This window comes from Paenibacillus radicis (ex Xue et al. 2023), assembly GCF_024722015.1.
Lineage (GTDB): Bacteria > Bacillota > Bacilli > Paenibacillales > NBRC-103111 > Paenibacillus_S.
Genome location: NZ_JANQBD010000012.1, coordinates 66,736 through 82,309, shown reverse-complemented (window position 1 = coordinate 82,309; position 15,574 = coordinate 66,736). Strand labels below are relative to the sequence as shown.

11 protein-coding genes and 1 riboswitch are annotated in these 15,574 nt (G+C 44.1%); of the genes, 8 read left to right on the top strand and 3 right to left on the bottom strand.

The window, feature by feature from the left end; translation table 11 throughout:
• Nucleotide 1 precedes the first annotated feature (1 nt).
• The 4 genes from NV381_RS17210 to NV381_RS17195 all read left to right on the top strand — a co-directional run bounded on the left by NV381_RS17210 (nt 2) and on the right by NV381_RS17195 (nt 5,914).
• Nucleotides 2-1,342 carry an ABC transporter substrate-binding protein gene (locus tag NV381_RS17210; RefSeq protein WP_258214525.1) on the top strand — a complete coding sequence of 447 codons (1,341 nt, stop codon included), beginning with the start codon at nt 2-4 and terminating at the stop codon, nt 1,340-1,342.
• Nucleotides 1,343-1,418: 76 nt separating this feature from the next.
• Nucleotides 1,419-3,251 (top strand): cache domain-containing sensor histidine kinase, encoded by a 1,833-nt coding sequence (locus tag NV381_RS17205; RefSeq protein WP_258214524.1) that lies wholly within the window; start codon nt 1,419-1,421, stop codon nt 3,249-3,251.
• Nucleotides 3,244-4,863, top strand: a complete 1,620-nt coding sequence (locus NV381_RS17200; RefSeq protein WP_258214523.1) for a response regulator transcription factor — start codon at nt 3,244-3,246, stop codon at nt 4,861-4,863. The genes NV381_RS17205 and NV381_RS17200 overlap by 8 nt, the downstream gene beginning before the upstream one ends.
• Before the next feature lie 4 nt (nt 4,864-4,867).
• On the top strand, nt 4,868-5,914 hold the full coding sequence (locus NV381_RS17195) for an alpha/beta hydrolase family protein (protein ID WP_258214522.1): 1,047 nt from the start codon (nt 4,868-4,870) through the stop codon (nt 5,912-5,914).
• A gap of 109 nt (nt 5,915-6,023) precedes the next feature.
• Here the strand turns inward: NV381_RS17195 and NV381_RS17190 are convergent, their stop codons facing one another.
• Complete coding sequence (locus tag NV381_RS17190) at nt 6,024-6,677, bottom strand: CAP domain-containing protein (protein ID WP_258214521.1); 654 nt, start codon at nt 6,675-6,677, stop codon at nt 6,024-6,026.
• A gap of 5 nt (nt 6,678-6,682) precedes the next feature.
• Nucleotides 6,683-6,818, bottom strand: a riboswitch (cyclic di-AMP (ydaO/yuaA leader).
• Nucleotides 6,819-7,265: 447 nt separating this feature from the next.
• Here NV381_RS17190 and NV381_RS17185 point away from each other — a divergent pair.
• Together NV381_RS17185 and NV381_RS17180 are read left to right on the top strand one after the other, a co-directional pair.
• The gene (locus NV381_RS17185) at nt 7,266-8,312 is read left to right on the top strand and encodes an alpha/beta hydrolase family protein (protein WP_258214520.1); all 1,047 of its coding nucleotides are present in this window, start codon (nt 7,266-7,268) and stop codon (nt 8,310-8,312) included.
• A 355-nt stretch (nt 8,313-8,667) separates the two neighbouring features.
• Nucleotides 8,668-9,420, top strand: coding sequence for a Cna B-type domain-containing protein (locus NV381_RS17180; protein ID WP_258214519.1), 753 nt, complete (start codon nt 8,668-8,670; stop codon nt 9,418-9,420).
• A 546-nt stretch (nt 9,421-9,966) separates the two neighbouring features.
• Here NV381_RS17180 and NV381_RS17175 read toward each other — a convergent pair.
• Complete coding sequence (locus tag NV381_RS17175; protein ID WP_258214518.1) at nt 9,967-11,343, bottom strand: hypothetical protein; 1,377 nt, start codon at nt 11,341-11,343, stop codon at nt 9,967-9,969.
• Between the two features lie 366 nt (nt 11,344-11,709).
• On the opposite strand from NV381_RS17175, the gene NV381_RS17170 reads away from it, so the two are divergent.
• Nucleotides 11,710-12,429 carry a copper amine oxidase N-terminal domain-containing protein gene (locus tag NV381_RS17170; protein WP_258214517.1) on the top strand — a complete coding sequence of 240 codons (720 nt, stop codon included), beginning with the start codon at nt 11,710-11,712 and terminating at the stop codon, nt 12,427-12,429.
• A 109-nt stretch (nt 12,430-12,538) separates the two neighbouring features.
• Here the strand turns inward: NV381_RS17170 and NV381_RS17165 are convergent, their stop codons facing one another.
• Entirely contained in the window at nt 12,539-13,429 is an 891-nt protein-coding gene (locus NV381_RS17165) for an AraC family transcriptional regulator (RefSeq protein WP_258214516.1), read from the bottom strand.
• Nucleotides 13,430-13,610: 181 nt separating this feature from the next.
• Between NV381_RS17165 and NV381_RS17160 the strand changes: the two genes are divergently transcribed.
• Nucleotides 13,611-15,569: a glycoside hydrolase family 127 protein gene (locus tag NV381_RS17160; protein ID WP_258214515.1), complete on the top strand. Its 1,959-nt coding sequence runs from the start codon at nt 13,611-13,613 to the stop codon at nt 15,567-15,569.
• The last annotated feature ends 5 nt before the right edge of the window (nt 15,570-15,574 follow it).

Sequence of the window (15,574 nt, the reverse complement as noted above, 5' to 3'; positions counted from 1 at the left end):
GTTGAAAATTAAATGGATAGCGGTTCTGCCTATAGTTGTCTTATCCTTTGGCACAATGATCGGTTGTTCCTCTGGGCAAAGCACGCCGGACACGAAAAATAAAGACGTCAATTCGACTGAAAAGAAGCCAATCGTCATCAAGCTGCACAGTTGGTACACGAACGAAAGGGAAGCGATCAACAAGGCGGTTGACGATTTCAATGCCAAGAACCCCAGTATTAAGCTTGAGTATGAATTTCTAACTGAAAGTGCGATTGACGCGATGAAAAAGCTGGATTTATTGGCTGCATCCGGTGAGCAGTTAGACGTCTTTGTACTGAATAGCTCCAGTAGTTACACGCAGCGTATTGGCATGGGGATGCTGGAGCCGCTTGATGAGTATATGAAGAAGGAAGGAATCAATTACACCGAAGAATACATGCTGGATATGAAATTTAATGGGAAATATTACGCTATACCTGGAAAATACAGTGCAAAGCTGGTACTGTTGAATAAAGAATATTTGGATGCTGCCGGACTTCCCGTACCAACGGATTGGACGTGGGATGATTACATGGATTATGCCAGGAAGCTGACTAAAGGCGAGGGTGTTAAAAAAATATACGGGGGACATTTTCATAATACTTTGTTGAATCCCGTGCTCTCGAATCAAGCGCAGGAAAATGGGATGTATAGAAAAGACGGAACGCCAAATCTCGATAACGCTCGAACAAAAAAATCATTGGAAATGATGTGGAAAGCGCAGCAAATTGATAAAACGGCAATGCCGTATGCAGATATCATCGCGCAAAAGCTGGATAGCCGGGCCGCTTATATGAAAGGTAATATCGCTATGGTATTTGACGGGTCCTGGCTAGTAAAGGAATCCGGAGGCACGGCACAGCTGCCGGCAACCTTCAAAACGGTATACGCTCCATATCCTAAGTTTTCCAAGGATGATCCGAGCGGATTAACGGGAGTTAATGGAGATTTCATCGCCGTATCCTCCAAGTCTAAGCATAAGGAAGAAGCCTATAAGGTGGCAAGGTATTTATCGACGGAAGGGTTGGTTCTTCAAGGCAAGGAGTTTCCGGCATGGAAGAAAGCGGATAAATCCAAGCTTGTAGATACGGTCATGAGTAATGTGGCGCAACCGCAATTTATGGATAAGGAATCGCTCCTGCACGTATTGAATACATTCAAGTTTGCAGAGCTGGATATGCCTCCGTCATATAGTGCGGAAGCCTCGAAAGCATTCAATGCTGAAACGGAAAAATTTTTACTTGGCGTCCAGGACCTCAATACAACGATTTCCAAAGGGACCGAAGCATTGAACAAAATAGTGTCGGCAAACAAAAAGTAATGAAACTTAAAGTATAAGGATCAAGGAGAAGATATCTCCTCGATCCTTTTCTTAACAACGGAAAAGAAGTGAGTGTATGAACGGAAGGGCACACATCTTTAACATCAAATCATTTAGGCAAAAGCTGCTCGTTTCCTCGATTCTATGTTTGATTGTTCCAATGGTCATTGCTGTGCTTATATCCAACTATGCCACCAAGGATGTGCTTAAGGAACAGGCGGTTGCTAATATGGAGCAATCTTTGCACACAATGGATATTTATATTACGAATCTGATCAGCAATATGATATACACCACGAATGTCATTCAGTTTGATAATGAGGTTACTGCTATTTTGAATGACAGGATTCCGGATAAGGGCTCTACAGCCCAATTTTTTCATATAAAGAAGATGAACGAGAAGTTCGCCAATGTGGAGACGGCTGCAAGCAATCCAGTTTATTTGGCCGTCATAGATACTGCGGGAACCGCTTACTCCAATTATTCCGAATTTCAGGATTACGATCCGTTGAATTTCACTCGTCTGGACTGGTTTCAGCAACTGGAAAATTTAGATGCATTGGATACCTATTGGGTTGGAACGCAGGCTAACTATATTGCTTCAAGTGCGCGTAAAAGTCCGTATCTGATTACGGTTGCCCGTACGATCCGAAATTCCTCTATCACAAGCGGGTATATTATCGCCAGTATGTTCGAAACGGATATACATAATATTTTTCAAAATTACAACAGTACGCAGGAGATTATGCTGGTGAACAGCAGCGGAGCTGTGCTCTCGCACACGAACCCAGCCAAAATCGGTACGACGTTTCCCTACATGAAACGCAATGGGGTGGGGATCGGAGGCAATGAGAACGAGAATCCGCTCATCGTTAAAGATCAGAACAAAGATTTTTTGCTGGTCACACATAAGCTGCCGTTCTCGGATTGGTATTTAGTAAGCTTGGCGCCTTATAAAGAAGCGATCGATAAAATCAGCCGTGTCCATCAAAATGTTTTACTGCTGACTATTACGTGCTTTGGCTTGTTTTTGGTTATATTGCTCTACCTTATGAATCAATGGACCAAGCCGATCAAGCTGTTGGGTAAGGTAGCTGCCAAAGTACGATCAGGCAATTTATCCATCAGATCAAATATAACGACTAAAGATGAAATCGGAGAATTTGCCCATTCATTCGATTATATGCTCGACCGTATACAGCAAATGATTGGGCAGATTACTTTGGAGCAGACGGGGAAGCGGGCGGCGGAGCTTGAGATGCTGCAGGCACAGGTGAACCCTCACTTCCTGTTCAATATTATTAATTCCGTTCGGATGAAAATATGGATGAAGGGCGATTTGGAAAATGCTGAATTGCTCGGTTCTTTATCTGCGTTTCTTCGAATGACCATCAATCGCAATAATGAGTATATTTCTTTGCACGATGAGCTGGAGCTGATCTCTAACTATGTGTTGCTGGTCAACTTTAGACATAAGGAGCCGATTGTATTGGAGCTTAACCCTGCTTCGGAGACATTATTGGAAGAAGTCCCGCGCTTCTCCATTCAACCTTTTGTAGAAAATGCCATCAATCACGGATTGAAGCATAAGGGAGGAAGCGTTCGAATCTCCAGCCGGAAGGACGCCAATGGATTAGCTGTTATTGTGGAGGACAACGGAGAGGGAATGAAGCAGGAGATGTTGGATGAGCTGCGAAAGAAATTATTTTCCGGAAATACGGATACGGAGGAAAGCAGCTTTAACTATACAGGTGTCTCAGGAATCGGTTTAAAAAATGCTTATGAACGCCTGCAGTTAATATATGGTTACGACAGCACGCTATCGATTGAAAGCGAGGATGGTGTGGGTACTAAGATCCACATTTATATTCCAAAGGGGCGCCGCAGGGAGGAGCAATCAGATGTATAAAGTTATGTTGGTCGATGATGATTACCCTGTTCTGGAATATTTGTCACAAGTCATCCCTTGGAATGAGCTGGATCTGCAGCTGTATGGTATGTATGAAAATCCCCTTGAAGCGCTTGAGCAAGCAAAATCGGAAATGCCTGACATTCTGATTACAGACATCGGCATGCCGCAAATATCGGGAATCGAGCTGATCCGGCAGCTAAAAGCATTAAACGGAGAGCTTTGTACGATAATCCTTTCTTGTTATAACGACTTTCAGTATGCTCAGCAGGCGGTAAAGCTTAATGTGCAGGATTATGTGTTGAAGGAGAGCATAACACCGGATACGATTGCTTTCCAATTGCGGCAGCTTTGCGGACGCTTGGATGAGCAGAGCGAGAATCGCAAGCAGAGACATCAACTGGAGCATATTGTAAATGACAACAAGGCGGAGCTGAAGCAGAAATTTTTGCTGGGTACATTGAATAATCCGATATGGCATTTGGAAGAGTGGCTGAATGTAATCAAGCAGTATGGTATTGATTTTGACGCAAATCCTTATATGCTTGTGCTCTACACCATCGAACGGCATACGCAAACGAAGAAGAATTTGAATATGTCCGACGATATGCTGCTCTACGCACTAGAAAATGTGATGGACGAAGTACTCGGGCCGGTGAAGGGATCGGTCAGCTTTCGTTATAGCATCAAGTCAGGATTTATGCTCATCCCTTGCCGTCTGACTTTGAAGGAGAATGGCTACAGCTTGGTCTACGATACAATCAAAAAAGTTCAGGAATCACTGAATAAATATTTGAGGGTAGAAGCTTCTTTTTATGTAGGTGATCGATGCAGCCAGCCGATGGAGCTCAAGGCTAACCTATTGAAGCTTTTACATACATGGGATCATCGGTTTTATTTGCCTGAGGGGTTTATTGGTGCGATCACGAAAGAAGAATTTACGAAGGCTGATTTATTTACCTACTTTTTGCAAGCGTTGGAGGAAATGAAGCAGCTTATTTTGCATGAAGATGCCCAAGGCTTGGAGGAGGCGGCTGCCAGATGGATGTCCTTTGTGGAAACAGAGCGTTTTCCTCCCGAAATGATAAAAGAATGGGTTTTGAAGCTTCTGCTGGACATGCGGGTCAAATTCAAATCGCTGCAAAAGTTCCAAACCAATTACTCTGTTGAGGTTCTCCACAGTACGATGAGCGAAATTGAACATACGAATCAATTAAAAAGTTGGATGCTTGTGCATCTGCATGAAATGCTTGAGCAAATGGGCACTATTTTCAAACAATCCAAGCGCGAAGAAATCAGTAAAGCTCAGAGATATGTGGAGGAGCATCTGCATCAAAAAATAACGTTAGAGGAGGTGGCTGATTACCTGCATTTGAATTCATCCTACTTCAGCAGGTTGTATAAAAAGGAAACCGGGTTGACTTTTATCGAGTATGTAATCCAAACCAAGATGAATAAGGCTAAAGAGCTGTTGGATAACACGGACAAAACAGTGGAAGAAATCTCTTATTTGTTAGGCTACGATAATAAGCGTTATTTTATCCAGCTGTTTAAAAATGAAATGGGTGTGTCGCCCTTGGCCTACAGCGGGGCAATGAAACAAGGAGGGTAAACGAATGATTTATTTTGACGAAAAGAAGTATATCCAGACGGTACTGGAGAAAACTAAACGTGAATTCGATTATCGTAATGTATTGGATACAGGAGAGTGGCAGGAATGGCAGCAGTCTTTTCGTAGCAGGCTGGCTGAAATCACAGGTTTTGAGCTCATAAGACGACAGTCAATTGACGTACCGCTGTCGCCGCGAATAACGGAAACCATTGAGTTCCCGCAATATACGCGGGAGAAGATCTATATAACAAGCGAAACGGGTATAGAGGTGCCGTTCTATCTTTTGCTGCCGCACAATGGGGTCAAGCCGGTGCCATTGACAATATGCGCACACGGACATGGGAGGCGCGGCAAGGAAGATTACGCTGGAAACTTCGAGACTCCAGAGGATCGGGAACAGGCTATTCTTCAGGATCGAAACTTGGCGGAGCAGGCGGTTTCGCAGGGATATGCCGCAATTGTACCGGAAGTACGGGGGTTCTGGGAGATGGCTCGTCAAGAGGACATGGATGAGGGGAAAAGCAAGTCTTGCGATGATATGCAGAGAATATCGCTATTGTTAGGCCGGTCCTTAATTGGTGAACGGGTTCATGACTTCAGCAGAGTGCTGGATTACGCAGCAACTCGTTCGGAGCTTGACATGGAGAAGGTCATGATAACGGGTAATTCAAGCGGCGGTGCTGTATGCGTATTCGCAGCGGCCTTGGATGAGCGTATTAGTCTGGTAGCTCCGGGCTGCTACTTCTGTACGTTCGAGCATTCGATTGTATCTGTTCATCATTGTATCTGTAATGTCGTTCCGGGGATGATGCAAGTCGGGGAAATGTATGATGTGGTAGGCTTGATTGCTCCGCGTCCTGTGCTAATGATCAATGGAGAGACAGATCCGCTATTTCCCATTGAAGGGGTACATATTTCCTTCCAGCATGTACAAAATATATACGGACAATTCGGCTCTGCTGATCGTTGCGAGCTGTTTGTTGGAGACGGAGGGCACCGTTATTTTAAAAACCGTGTATGGGATTTTGTAAGAGAGCAATGGGGACTTTAATTGTAACCTTTCAGGCATTATTACCTCTAATGCATTTGCAATAAAAGCAAAAGACTGCCGGTAATTCCCGGCAGTCTGGGGAGACTTGTCCTGCGGACAGTCTGATTGCTTAATTCGCGATAAATTCCTGTACCCATTCACCATTATAATAAGCTACTCCGATTTTGGTATAGTTCGGGCTTAAAATATTTTGTCGGTGACCTGGGCTGTTCATCCAGGAATTCATAACCTCCTGTGGTGTCCGTTGACCCATAGCGATGTTTTCACCGGCGTACGAATATTTAATGCCGTATGATTTCATCATGTCGAATGGAGATCCATAGGTTGGGGAAGTATGATCAAAGTAATGATTATTGTACATATCCTTCGCTTTGGCGAGCGCCATTGACGACAGAGAGCTGTCGCTTATTAACGCCTTAACGCCTGCTTTGGCACGTTCCTGGTTCACTAAGGTAACTACTTGGCTGGCATAATCGGACACGGTTGCAGTTGTACCAGCTCCTGGTTGTTGAACAGTTGAACCGCTGCCGGCAGTTGTTCCTGTTCCAGGAATATTCAATACCAGTCCAGGCCAAATAATATTCGGGTTGACCACCTGAGGATTAGCTTTAATCAGGGAGGTTAAGCTAACACCTTGTTTCTGGGAAATCAGCCACATAGTATCATTTCCTGTTACCTGGTAAGGAGCAGCTGAAACAACTCCAGCCCCAATCAAAGTACCTAGTGCAAGCGCACCTGTCAATACGGATTTCTTGAAACGCATTTAAATCATCCTCTCTTTTTTGTGCCTGCGGAGTTAGCTGACGGATTAGGGTCAAAGAGCAATCACCCTGCCACGAAAGTGGCTTCACCCCGAAGTATGGGTTCCCCCGCGCTTCATAAGAAGCTTTGGCCTTTGATTTATTTCTCAATAAGAACAGGCAAAGTTTAGCAACTTAGCGTCCCTTTTGAGGTTGTTTCATTTTATCACGGGTATTTGCTGAGGTCATTGCACAATGTTTTCCAAAAAATACGTAGATTATATAAGTTATTAGAGGATAAAAGATCATAGAGGGTCATGATTGAGATGAATGAAATGATATGAATAGCCCGGTAAGGTCCGTCCGCAAGACGTCCCATACCGGGCTTAATTTGTATTATTGACTCAATTATATAAGTAAGTTTCATTCCCATTATGAATAAGCGGTCGCCATAATCGAAGCTGCGGTAGAACAATCCGAACGTACCCTTGTTTATAGACAAAATATTGACTTGGAACAATGGCGAGATTGGGTTATGTTATAAGGAACCTACTATGACTTTTAACACTTAATATGCGAGTACAATGCGATGCGGGAGGGTGAGTGGATTAATGGTGTGGAATCCGGATCATTATCTGAAGTATTTGTATGACAGCATCAGCCCGATAGAAAGATTCCGGGCGAATTCAGAACAGGAATGGAGCGAGTGGAGGAATCGTTTACGACAACGGTTCGTTGAGCTTCTCGGTGGTTTCCCGGCCGAGGCTGCTGATCTTGAACCGGTTGTTCTCGAATCAGTGGACTGTGGAACCTATATCCGTAAGCGTATGCAGATTCAGACCTACGCACATCTTCATATGCCTTTTTTCGTGCTGATCCCTAAGTCGACTCAGCACGAGGGCAAGCTTGGGGCTGTTATTGCATGCCACGGCCACGGTTACGGCAGCAAGGATATTGTAGGTCTGAACCCGGATGGCACAGCTAAAACGACAGATCTCGGTTATCAGAAGAACTTCGCTGTTGAGCTGGTCCAACGGGGATTTATAACTGTTGCTCCAGAGTTATTCGGGTTTGGAGACCGGAAGCTGGCTGAGGATAACCTGGAATCGAACTCCTGCAAGCGTTTGTCCGCCTTTCTGTTGGCAATGGGACAGACGATGGCTGGATATCGCGTGTATGAAACGCTGCGCCTCATAGACTACTTGTACACTCGCGAGGATGTAGACGTGAAACGCATTGGTTGCATGGGCATTTCGGGCGGCGGGATGGTTTGTTCATTCGCAGCTGCCCTTGATGACCGGATTTCCGCTGCCGTTGTAAGCGGCTATGCGAACACGTTCCAATCGAGCATTCTGGCTATGCATCATTGTATTGACAACTACGTTCCCGGTCTGTCATTGACCGCGGAACTGCCGGATCTGCTCAGTTTGATCTCTCCCAAGCCATTGCTGCTTGAAGCGGGGATGAGTGATCCGATTTTTCCCGTTCACGCAACACGGGAAGCGCACGAGCAGCTAAAAAAGGTTTACGAGTTATTGGGAGCAAGCGAGCAATTGGAATTGAGCTTGTTTGAGGGGACGCATGAGATATCCGGGAAACATGCCTATGATTGGTTGAATAGGGTATTGGCTTCAAAAGCAGCTGACAGCTTTAGTTGAAGCGTTACGGCACTTCTTAAGTTCATACTTCGAAGCCTTGAATCAAGGCATTTTAAAAAAACTTTAAACAGCAGTATGCGCAGCTTGCCTTATAGGCAGGCTGTTTCGTTATTCATAGAGGTTTCCGAGAATAGTAAACTAGGTTTTATTTAAATATATCTAAAATGTGACAACATTCCTTTTAATGCGTGTTTTTCTGCCTTTTTATGAGTTTCTATGACTTTAGTCACATGATTATTACTTGTGGAATCGATAAAATATGGGGTATGCAAGTTAAGGAGCCCTAGAGAGAGATAAGGTATAGGAATTCAGCTTTACAGTTTTATTTATATTACAATTGAAAGTGGGAGAGAAAATGAAAAAGAAAATGTTGAATTATTTATTTGCTTCAGTAGTTGTCCTTTTATCATTGTTTGGAGTTTCATCAGCAGCATTGGCTGATCCTGCATTGGATTTTGTAGTAACTGCAGTTGGTTATGATAATGGAGTTTTGAAAGCTAGCGGTACTTTTGCTAACACTGGGGACAAAAACATTGAAACAGTAAATAAAGTGGATGTTAAAATTATTCTTTTTAATGCTGAGGGAGAAAGTAAAGAAGTTGCTCATCAGTATTTCTCTAACTTGAAAGTCCATATCAAACCAGGCGAGACAGCAGAATATACACTTGAATTTACAGACGTACCAGAATATGTGGATGCTACAGCGTGGAGTGCAGAGGAAGGCGATTGGGAATTTACATATTTTGAAGATGCAGCTCCTGAAGCGGCACCAGCCCCTGAAGCAGCTCCTGCAGCTGAAGCAGCGCTTGATTTTGTAGTTACAAGCCTTGGCTATGACAACGGTACTTTAAAAGCCGGTGGGGTTTTCAAAAATATTGGTGGCAAAAACATCGATACTGTAAACAAAGTTGATGTGAAAATCTCTTTATTCAATGATGCTGGTGAAGGTAAACAAGTTGCAGATCAATATTTCAGCAACTTGAAAGTGAACTTGAAACCAGGAGAAGAGATCGAGTATACACTTGAATTCACTGGAGTACCGGAATATACGGATGCTACTAAATGGAGTGCAGAAGAAGGCGATTGGGAGTTTACTTATTTCGAGTAAATTCTGGCTTAAATTCATAGCTGATCCAGCTTAATCACATTATTTGTGGTTAAGCTTTTTTTTAATTTATAAGAAAGTTTTAATGCACCCCATGATCAAGGGGGATTTTATAGGGATAGCAGCGATGAGCCCTGGAGGATTTTGTACGGAACGGAAAGTTCCGTTATTCCATCAGCCGCCTCCAATCTGGGGCAATAGCGGAAGCGGGAATTCCGTTATGCTGGCCGAATCGGAGCATTTATGCACAAATCAGAGTAATAACGGAACTGGCTGTTCCCTTATCACTCTGATTTTTGGACTTTTCAGGTGATAAAGGAACAATTACTTCCGCATTACTCTTCACTTCCGTGGATGCAGTACCGACGTGTTGTTTAGGGTTATGTATGTGCAGGGATCTCTGCGCTAAAAGTATAATGAAGCTAACCGTACATGGAACACCGGCAGAGGAGTTAATTGCTATCATTTTCTTCTGTTTCAACTTAAAGTGAGCAAAAGAACCGTTAAACACCCACTTTTAAAGCGGGTGTTTAACGGTTCTGGAAACATTCATTTTAAGTTAACGGATGCTCTGTCTTTCAAGCTTAGCGCGATAATTCTCGCCCCGGCATTTTGCCAATTGTATAATGTACGTTCCGGCACATTAGTGCGAAACCATTCCAAAGCAGCTTTTGACGGGGCATCCAAATGCTCTGCCGAATAACGCAAGCTATAAGGTTTAATGCCTACAATGTAGGGAAAATAGAGTACGTTGAAATGTCTCCATTCATCGGTAGTGCCGAATTCCTCATCTCCGTGTGGCTTTAATTGCCGGATGATTTCCAACAGTACCGACTTTAATTCGATAGCCCGCTCAAGCACCTCATTGTTTGCACCACGCTCCTGCAGCCGCTTGTCTATCCATTTCAATTGCGTCAACGGGTTCGAAGCTAATCGCTGGAAATCGCCAATATGGCTTAAAGCTCGCCGCGTGAAACGATACAAGTCCTCCTCATTCATCTCCTCGGGAGCTGCTTCCTCGTCCACACGAACTTGAACGCTTTCCTCGAGCCTTAACCGCGAACGCGCTTGGCGCAGTTTGGGGAAAGTTACAAATGCGATGTTGTCCAGCATGGCCCGAATCGGATATACAAATACCTGGAATGCGATGGAGATGGCGATACTGATCAAGAGCAAAGCAACCATCGTATAATTGAAGCCAGCCCCCCACTTAATGATCAAGGCCACCTGTCCGGAAAACAGCAGCGTAAAAAAGACGGAATAATCAAATGAACGGAAAAAATCGGGTAGCCAGGATTCCCCCTGGCCCTTAATTTCAGTTATCATGATGCAGAATGCAAACAACAGCAGTCCGACGCCATTTCCTGCATAACCCCACAGCTTCCATGAACCATCCTGTAAGATAAACGTCATAATTGTTATACAAGCATACAAAATAAGCGGCAAGTATAATAAAATGCGATGGATTCCCGATACTTTGGTACCGTAATAAAGGGCTCCCCATAAAGAAAGTGCAAGGATGAGGAGGAGAGTGGTGCATAAAATTGCTTGGTAAGAGATTGCATACCAGTACGAATTTTTAACGCATATCAGCCAGATACAACTGAATAAAGCCAGTACCAAAACCGCGTATTTCCATAGGGGCCATAATACAATGTGCTTACCTTCCTGATCGGAAGTATAAGAAATCATAATACCCAGCCACAATACCAAGGGCAGAAATAAGGAAATGTCTTGAACCTTTAACAAAACGATGCTTTGAAATGCCTCTTGAGCATAATGAGATAGAAGAGCTGTGCTTAAACCGCAAGAGTGAACTAATAAAGCAAGACCTGCTAGAACCAGACGTACATTTCTAAAGTCTCTGTTGATGATATACAAACCGAACCAAAATATAGCCCCAAAGTATGCCAATTGCAAAAACATCTTCCTCGTTGTCCTCCTCTCACATGTCGGCACATACGTAGACAGGCTGCCATGTGGATGAATCCCTGAAAAATTTGTATAAAAAATCCAGACGCATTTAAGTATACGTGAACTTCGTTGTTGGAACAACAATGTTTGTAACGAATCAGGCACAAACAAGTCAATTTATCCGCATCCACAGTGTCGAGAGTATTGAATGCTGTTCCCAGATTGATAGATGACTTGGTCATACAAAGTCATAGTATTTTACCTGCACAAATAGTGACTTGGACATGGGATTGAAGTGACTGTTTTTACGAGGTGAAGTGAATTACAATGAAAATCAATTTTGGAATTTCAATTCCAGATAATGAGGAGGAGCAAGGGATGAGGAAGTTATTGAATCGCAAAGGCATAGTTGCTACTACGCTTGGAGTTATGCTGTGTCTAAGTCTTTCTTTAAATGTATGGGGAGCAGGAACATTAACGGAGGTAAAAGTATTTTTGAATACAGGCATCAAGGTCATGCTTAATGGTAAAGCTTTCGAGCCTGTTGATCCGGATGATGGGACGAAGCTTGTGCCGATCACTTACAGAGGGTCAACCTATTTGCCGATGAGAGCAGTGGCTGAAGCAGCGGGGATTAAAGTTACATGGGATGCCAACACGGAAACGGCTTATCTGGGTGATGTGGCGGGAACTATTTCAAAAGACAGTATCAACTTCATCAAAGTTTCCCCAGAATTTGTTCATAACGGGAATGCTACTTATAGACTGGCAAGCAGAACACCAGCCGAGGTTACTACAGGCGATGGCACAGTGCTGAACTATGGCTATGTGACCGGAGGCTCCCGATCTGTAAACATTGAAGTTAATACCAATTTTGTATACAACAAATTCAAAGCGAAAATATGGTCCTCGGATACCCTTTCTAAAGAAGACCTGCAAATTAAGGTAGTGGATGAAAATAATGTCGCGGTGAAGGAGCTTAAAGTAAAAGGGAACACATTAACAGAATTGGAGTTAGACATCAAGGATACTAAAGCACTTCGAATCTACGTTCAAGGTGACAAAAGTTTTATCGGTGAGCCGATGCTTGGCAAATAGTTCGGAAGACAGACGTGTAATCTCATCGATATCTTATTGGCAAAAAGCCGCATTGGCAGGGAAAACCTGATCAATGCGGCATTTTTATTGAACCGAAGGCTCGGCGTTCTTAAGCATTCCCTATAAATTTTCTGCGAAAGCTCAGAGGTGAAATGCCCTCTTTTTTTAAAAAACAGGTTGAAAAATAAGAACCGTGTTGAAAACCAATCTCCTCGGCTATACGGGTAATAGACCATTCCGTTTGAATCAGAAGCTTCTTGGCTTGCTCTATGCGGTAGTGCTGCAAGTAGTCGATTGGTGTCATCCCATAAACCTTCAGCATACATTTGGCCAAATAGTTAGGATGGTAATTGAGCTCTTTTTGTAGGAGGGGGTTGGATACACGTTGTGTGTAATTTTGGCGAATAAACAATTCGACCTTCTCGGCCAGATGGAAGGCTGTTGCATCCGATGCTGCTGCCAGGTCTCGATCCAGATGCTGCATAAATAGCTGAAAGGCTGTTTGTCTCTTCCAGTTCCGAAGGGATCGCGGCTCGTGCTCCAACTGAAAAAACTGCTCCAAAATATCGATTGCCTTCTGAGATAGCTGCATATATTTCGGAATGAATATCGGACAAACCTCCGCATGGTTCAAATAGGCGGTTTGTTTATGCTGCTCTATTAGAGCAGACTGGTTTTCCAGACATGCGTTCATCCCCTCGCACTCATTCCAGGCGCCAAAGGTATGGAAATGAATCCAGATGATCTCGGTTTCCTCCACACAAGGCGCAGTTCCGTAATGATTCGCATCAGGTCTGAGAATGAAAGCTTCCCCCTTCTGAAGCGCCCATTCGTTCGTACCTTCCCCGATAAACAAAGTCCCTTTAGTCACCACAATCAAATCAAAGGATCCGATGTTGCTCCTGCTAATATGAGACTCTCCACGACGGTAATAAGCTCTGCCGCAATCTATAAAATAAGGGACTGGCGGTGAAATGAAATGAAGGATAGGTGAATTCATCGCGGTGCCTCCATAGGTTGAAATTTTTAAAAAAGTGGTTGTAAAACCCTATATTCATACCATATTACTACATGTAATATATTAAATAAAGCGCTTACTGTAACGTTGTAATTATTTAAAAAATAAAGCCGTACTCAGGTCTTGGAGCAGCTGTTCTTGCAAGATAAGAAAGGAGAGTACTATGGATAATCTATCGATCTCCAGAGCGCTTCCATTAGCTAATGTTCATATTCAAGATGAATTTTGGTCTGAATATATTCGATTGATTCGTGAGGTTGTTGTCCCTTATCAGTGGGAGGCATTGAACGATCGAGTGGAGGGTGCTGCGCCGAGTCATGCGATTCAAAATTTCAAAATTGCCGCAGGCTTGGCTCAAGGAGAGTTTTACGGCATGGTGTTTCAGGATAGCGATGTGGCCAAATGGCTGGAAGCTGTCAGTTATTTGCTCGAAACAGGAAAGGACCCCGATTTGGAGCGATTGGCCGATGAAGTTATCGAAATCATAGCAAAAGCTCAGCAAAAGGATGGGTATCTTAACACTTATTTTTCTCTAAAGGAACCGGAAATGAAATGGATGAATTTGGCGGAATGTCATGAGCTGTACTGTGCAGGTCATATGATTGAGGCGGCGGTTGCTTACTATAGGGCGACTGGAAAAAAGAAGCTGTTGGATGTCGCTTGTCGCTTGGCGGACTGTATTGATGAGGTGTTTGGTGCGGAAGCTGGGAAGCTCCATGGCTATGATGGTCATCAAGAGATCGAACTGGCACTGGTAAAGCTCTACCATGCTACCGGAACTAACTCTTATTTAAGCTTAAGTCAGTATTTCCTCAATGAGCGAGGTACGAGTCCGAGCTTCTACGATATTGAGTTCGAACGCCGCAATCGCAAAACCCACTTTTCCGGTTTGAACATGGTTCGCGACCGATCTTACAGCCAGGCCCATTTGCCGGTGAGGCTTCAGGAAACAGCGGAGGGGCATGCGGTTAGGGTTGTATATATGTGCTCGGGCATGGCAGATGTTGCCGCCGAAACGGGCGATGAAGAGCTGTTGGAGGCTTGTCGAAGACTCTGGAGCAATATAGTTAACAAGCGGATGTATATTACGGGTGCGATTGGCTCGATGGCCCACGGTGAAGCATTCTCTCTGGATTATGATCTGCCTAACGATACGGCTTATGCCGAAACATGCGCCTCGATTGGCTTGATCTTTTTTGCACAGCGTATGCTGCAGATTGAAACCAGAAGCGAATACGCCGATGTCATGGAGCAGGCTCTGTATAATACAGTGATCAGCGGCATGTCACGTGACGGGAGACAATTTTTCTATGTGAATCCGTTGGAGGTTTGGCCTCAAGCTTGTGATAAGAACAAAAATTTGAGTCATGTCAAGCCTCAGCGTCAGGGCTGGTTCGGATGCGCCTGCTGTCCACCCAATATTGCCAGATTGCTTGCTTCACTCGGGCGTTACATGTACTCCACGAAAGATCAGACGCTTTATGCTCATCTTTATATAGGCAGCCAGGTAGACATTGAGCTTGGCGGTCATCAGATAGGCTTGCTGCAGCAATCGCAGCTCCCTTGGAAAGGCAATGTACATTTTGAACTAACAGTGGAAGGAGCAGTCGAGTTTACATTAGCTTTACGAATTCCAAAGTGGTGCAAAGCAGCTGAGATTCGACTAAATGGCATAACGTTTCAAACAGACGATGTGTTGGTAGATGGATATGTGTATATCAACAGGGTTTGGCAATCAGGCGATACGGTGGAGCTTAATCTTCCCATGCCTGTTAACCGCATGAAAGGACATCCCTTGCTTCGGGAGACGATTGGAAAAGTAGCACTGCAGCGAGGACCGATTGTGTATTGTATGGAGGAGGCCGACAATGGGCCGAACCTGCATCAAATCGTGATTGCGCGGCAGACTCAAGAGCAGGTCCAATATCATGCAGAGGTGCTGGGAGGGCTTCAGGTTCTGAGCGTTGAAGCTTACAGGGAGCAAACGGATGGTTGGGATAACCTTCTGTATAAAGTGGAAGACAACATTCGAACCGAGTCGGTAACAGCTACTTTCATTCCTTATTTTTCCTGGGCTAACCGGGGTCGCGGAGAAATGGCAGTATGGGTTAGAGAAAGCTGAATCCA

Coding starts and splice junctions, on each gene's coding strand:
- NV381_RS17205 (WP_258214524.1), top strand. CDS start 1,419: ATGAACGGAAGGGCACACATCTTTAACATCAAATCATTTAGGCAAAAG.
- NV381_RS17200 (WP_258214523.1), top strand. CDS start 3,244: ATGTATAAAGTTATGTTGGTCGATGATGATTACCCTGTTCTGGAATAT.
- NV381_RS17195 (WP_258214522.1), top strand. CDS start 4,868: ATGATTTATTTTGACGAAAAGAAGTATATCCAGACGGTACTGGAGAAA.
- NV381_RS17190 (WP_258214521.1), bottom strand. CDS start 6,677: ATGCGTTTCAAGAAATCCGTATTGACAGGTGCGCTTGCACTAGGTACT.
- NV381_RS17185 (WP_258214520.1), top strand. CDS start 7,266: ATGGTGTGGAATCCGGATCATTATCTGAAGTATTTGTATGACAGCATC.
- NV381_RS17180 (WP_258214519.1), top strand. CDS start 8,668: ATGAAAAAGAAAATGTTGAATTATTTATTTGCTTCAGTAGTTGTCCTT.
- NV381_RS17175 (WP_258214518.1), bottom strand. CDS start 11,343: ATGTTTTTGCAATTGGCATACTTTGGGGCTATATTTTGGTTCGGTTTG.
- NV381_RS17170 (WP_258214517.1), top strand. CDS start 11,710: ATGAGGAAGTTATTGAATCGCAAAGGCATAGTTGCTACTACGCTTGGA.
- NV381_RS17165 (WP_258214516.1), bottom strand. CDS start 13,429: ATGAATTCACCTATCCTTCATTTCATTTCACCGCCAGTCCCTTATTTT.
- NV381_RS17160 (WP_258214515.1), top strand. CDS start 13,611: ATGGATAATCTATCGATCTCCAGAGCGCTTCCATTAGCTAATGTTCAT.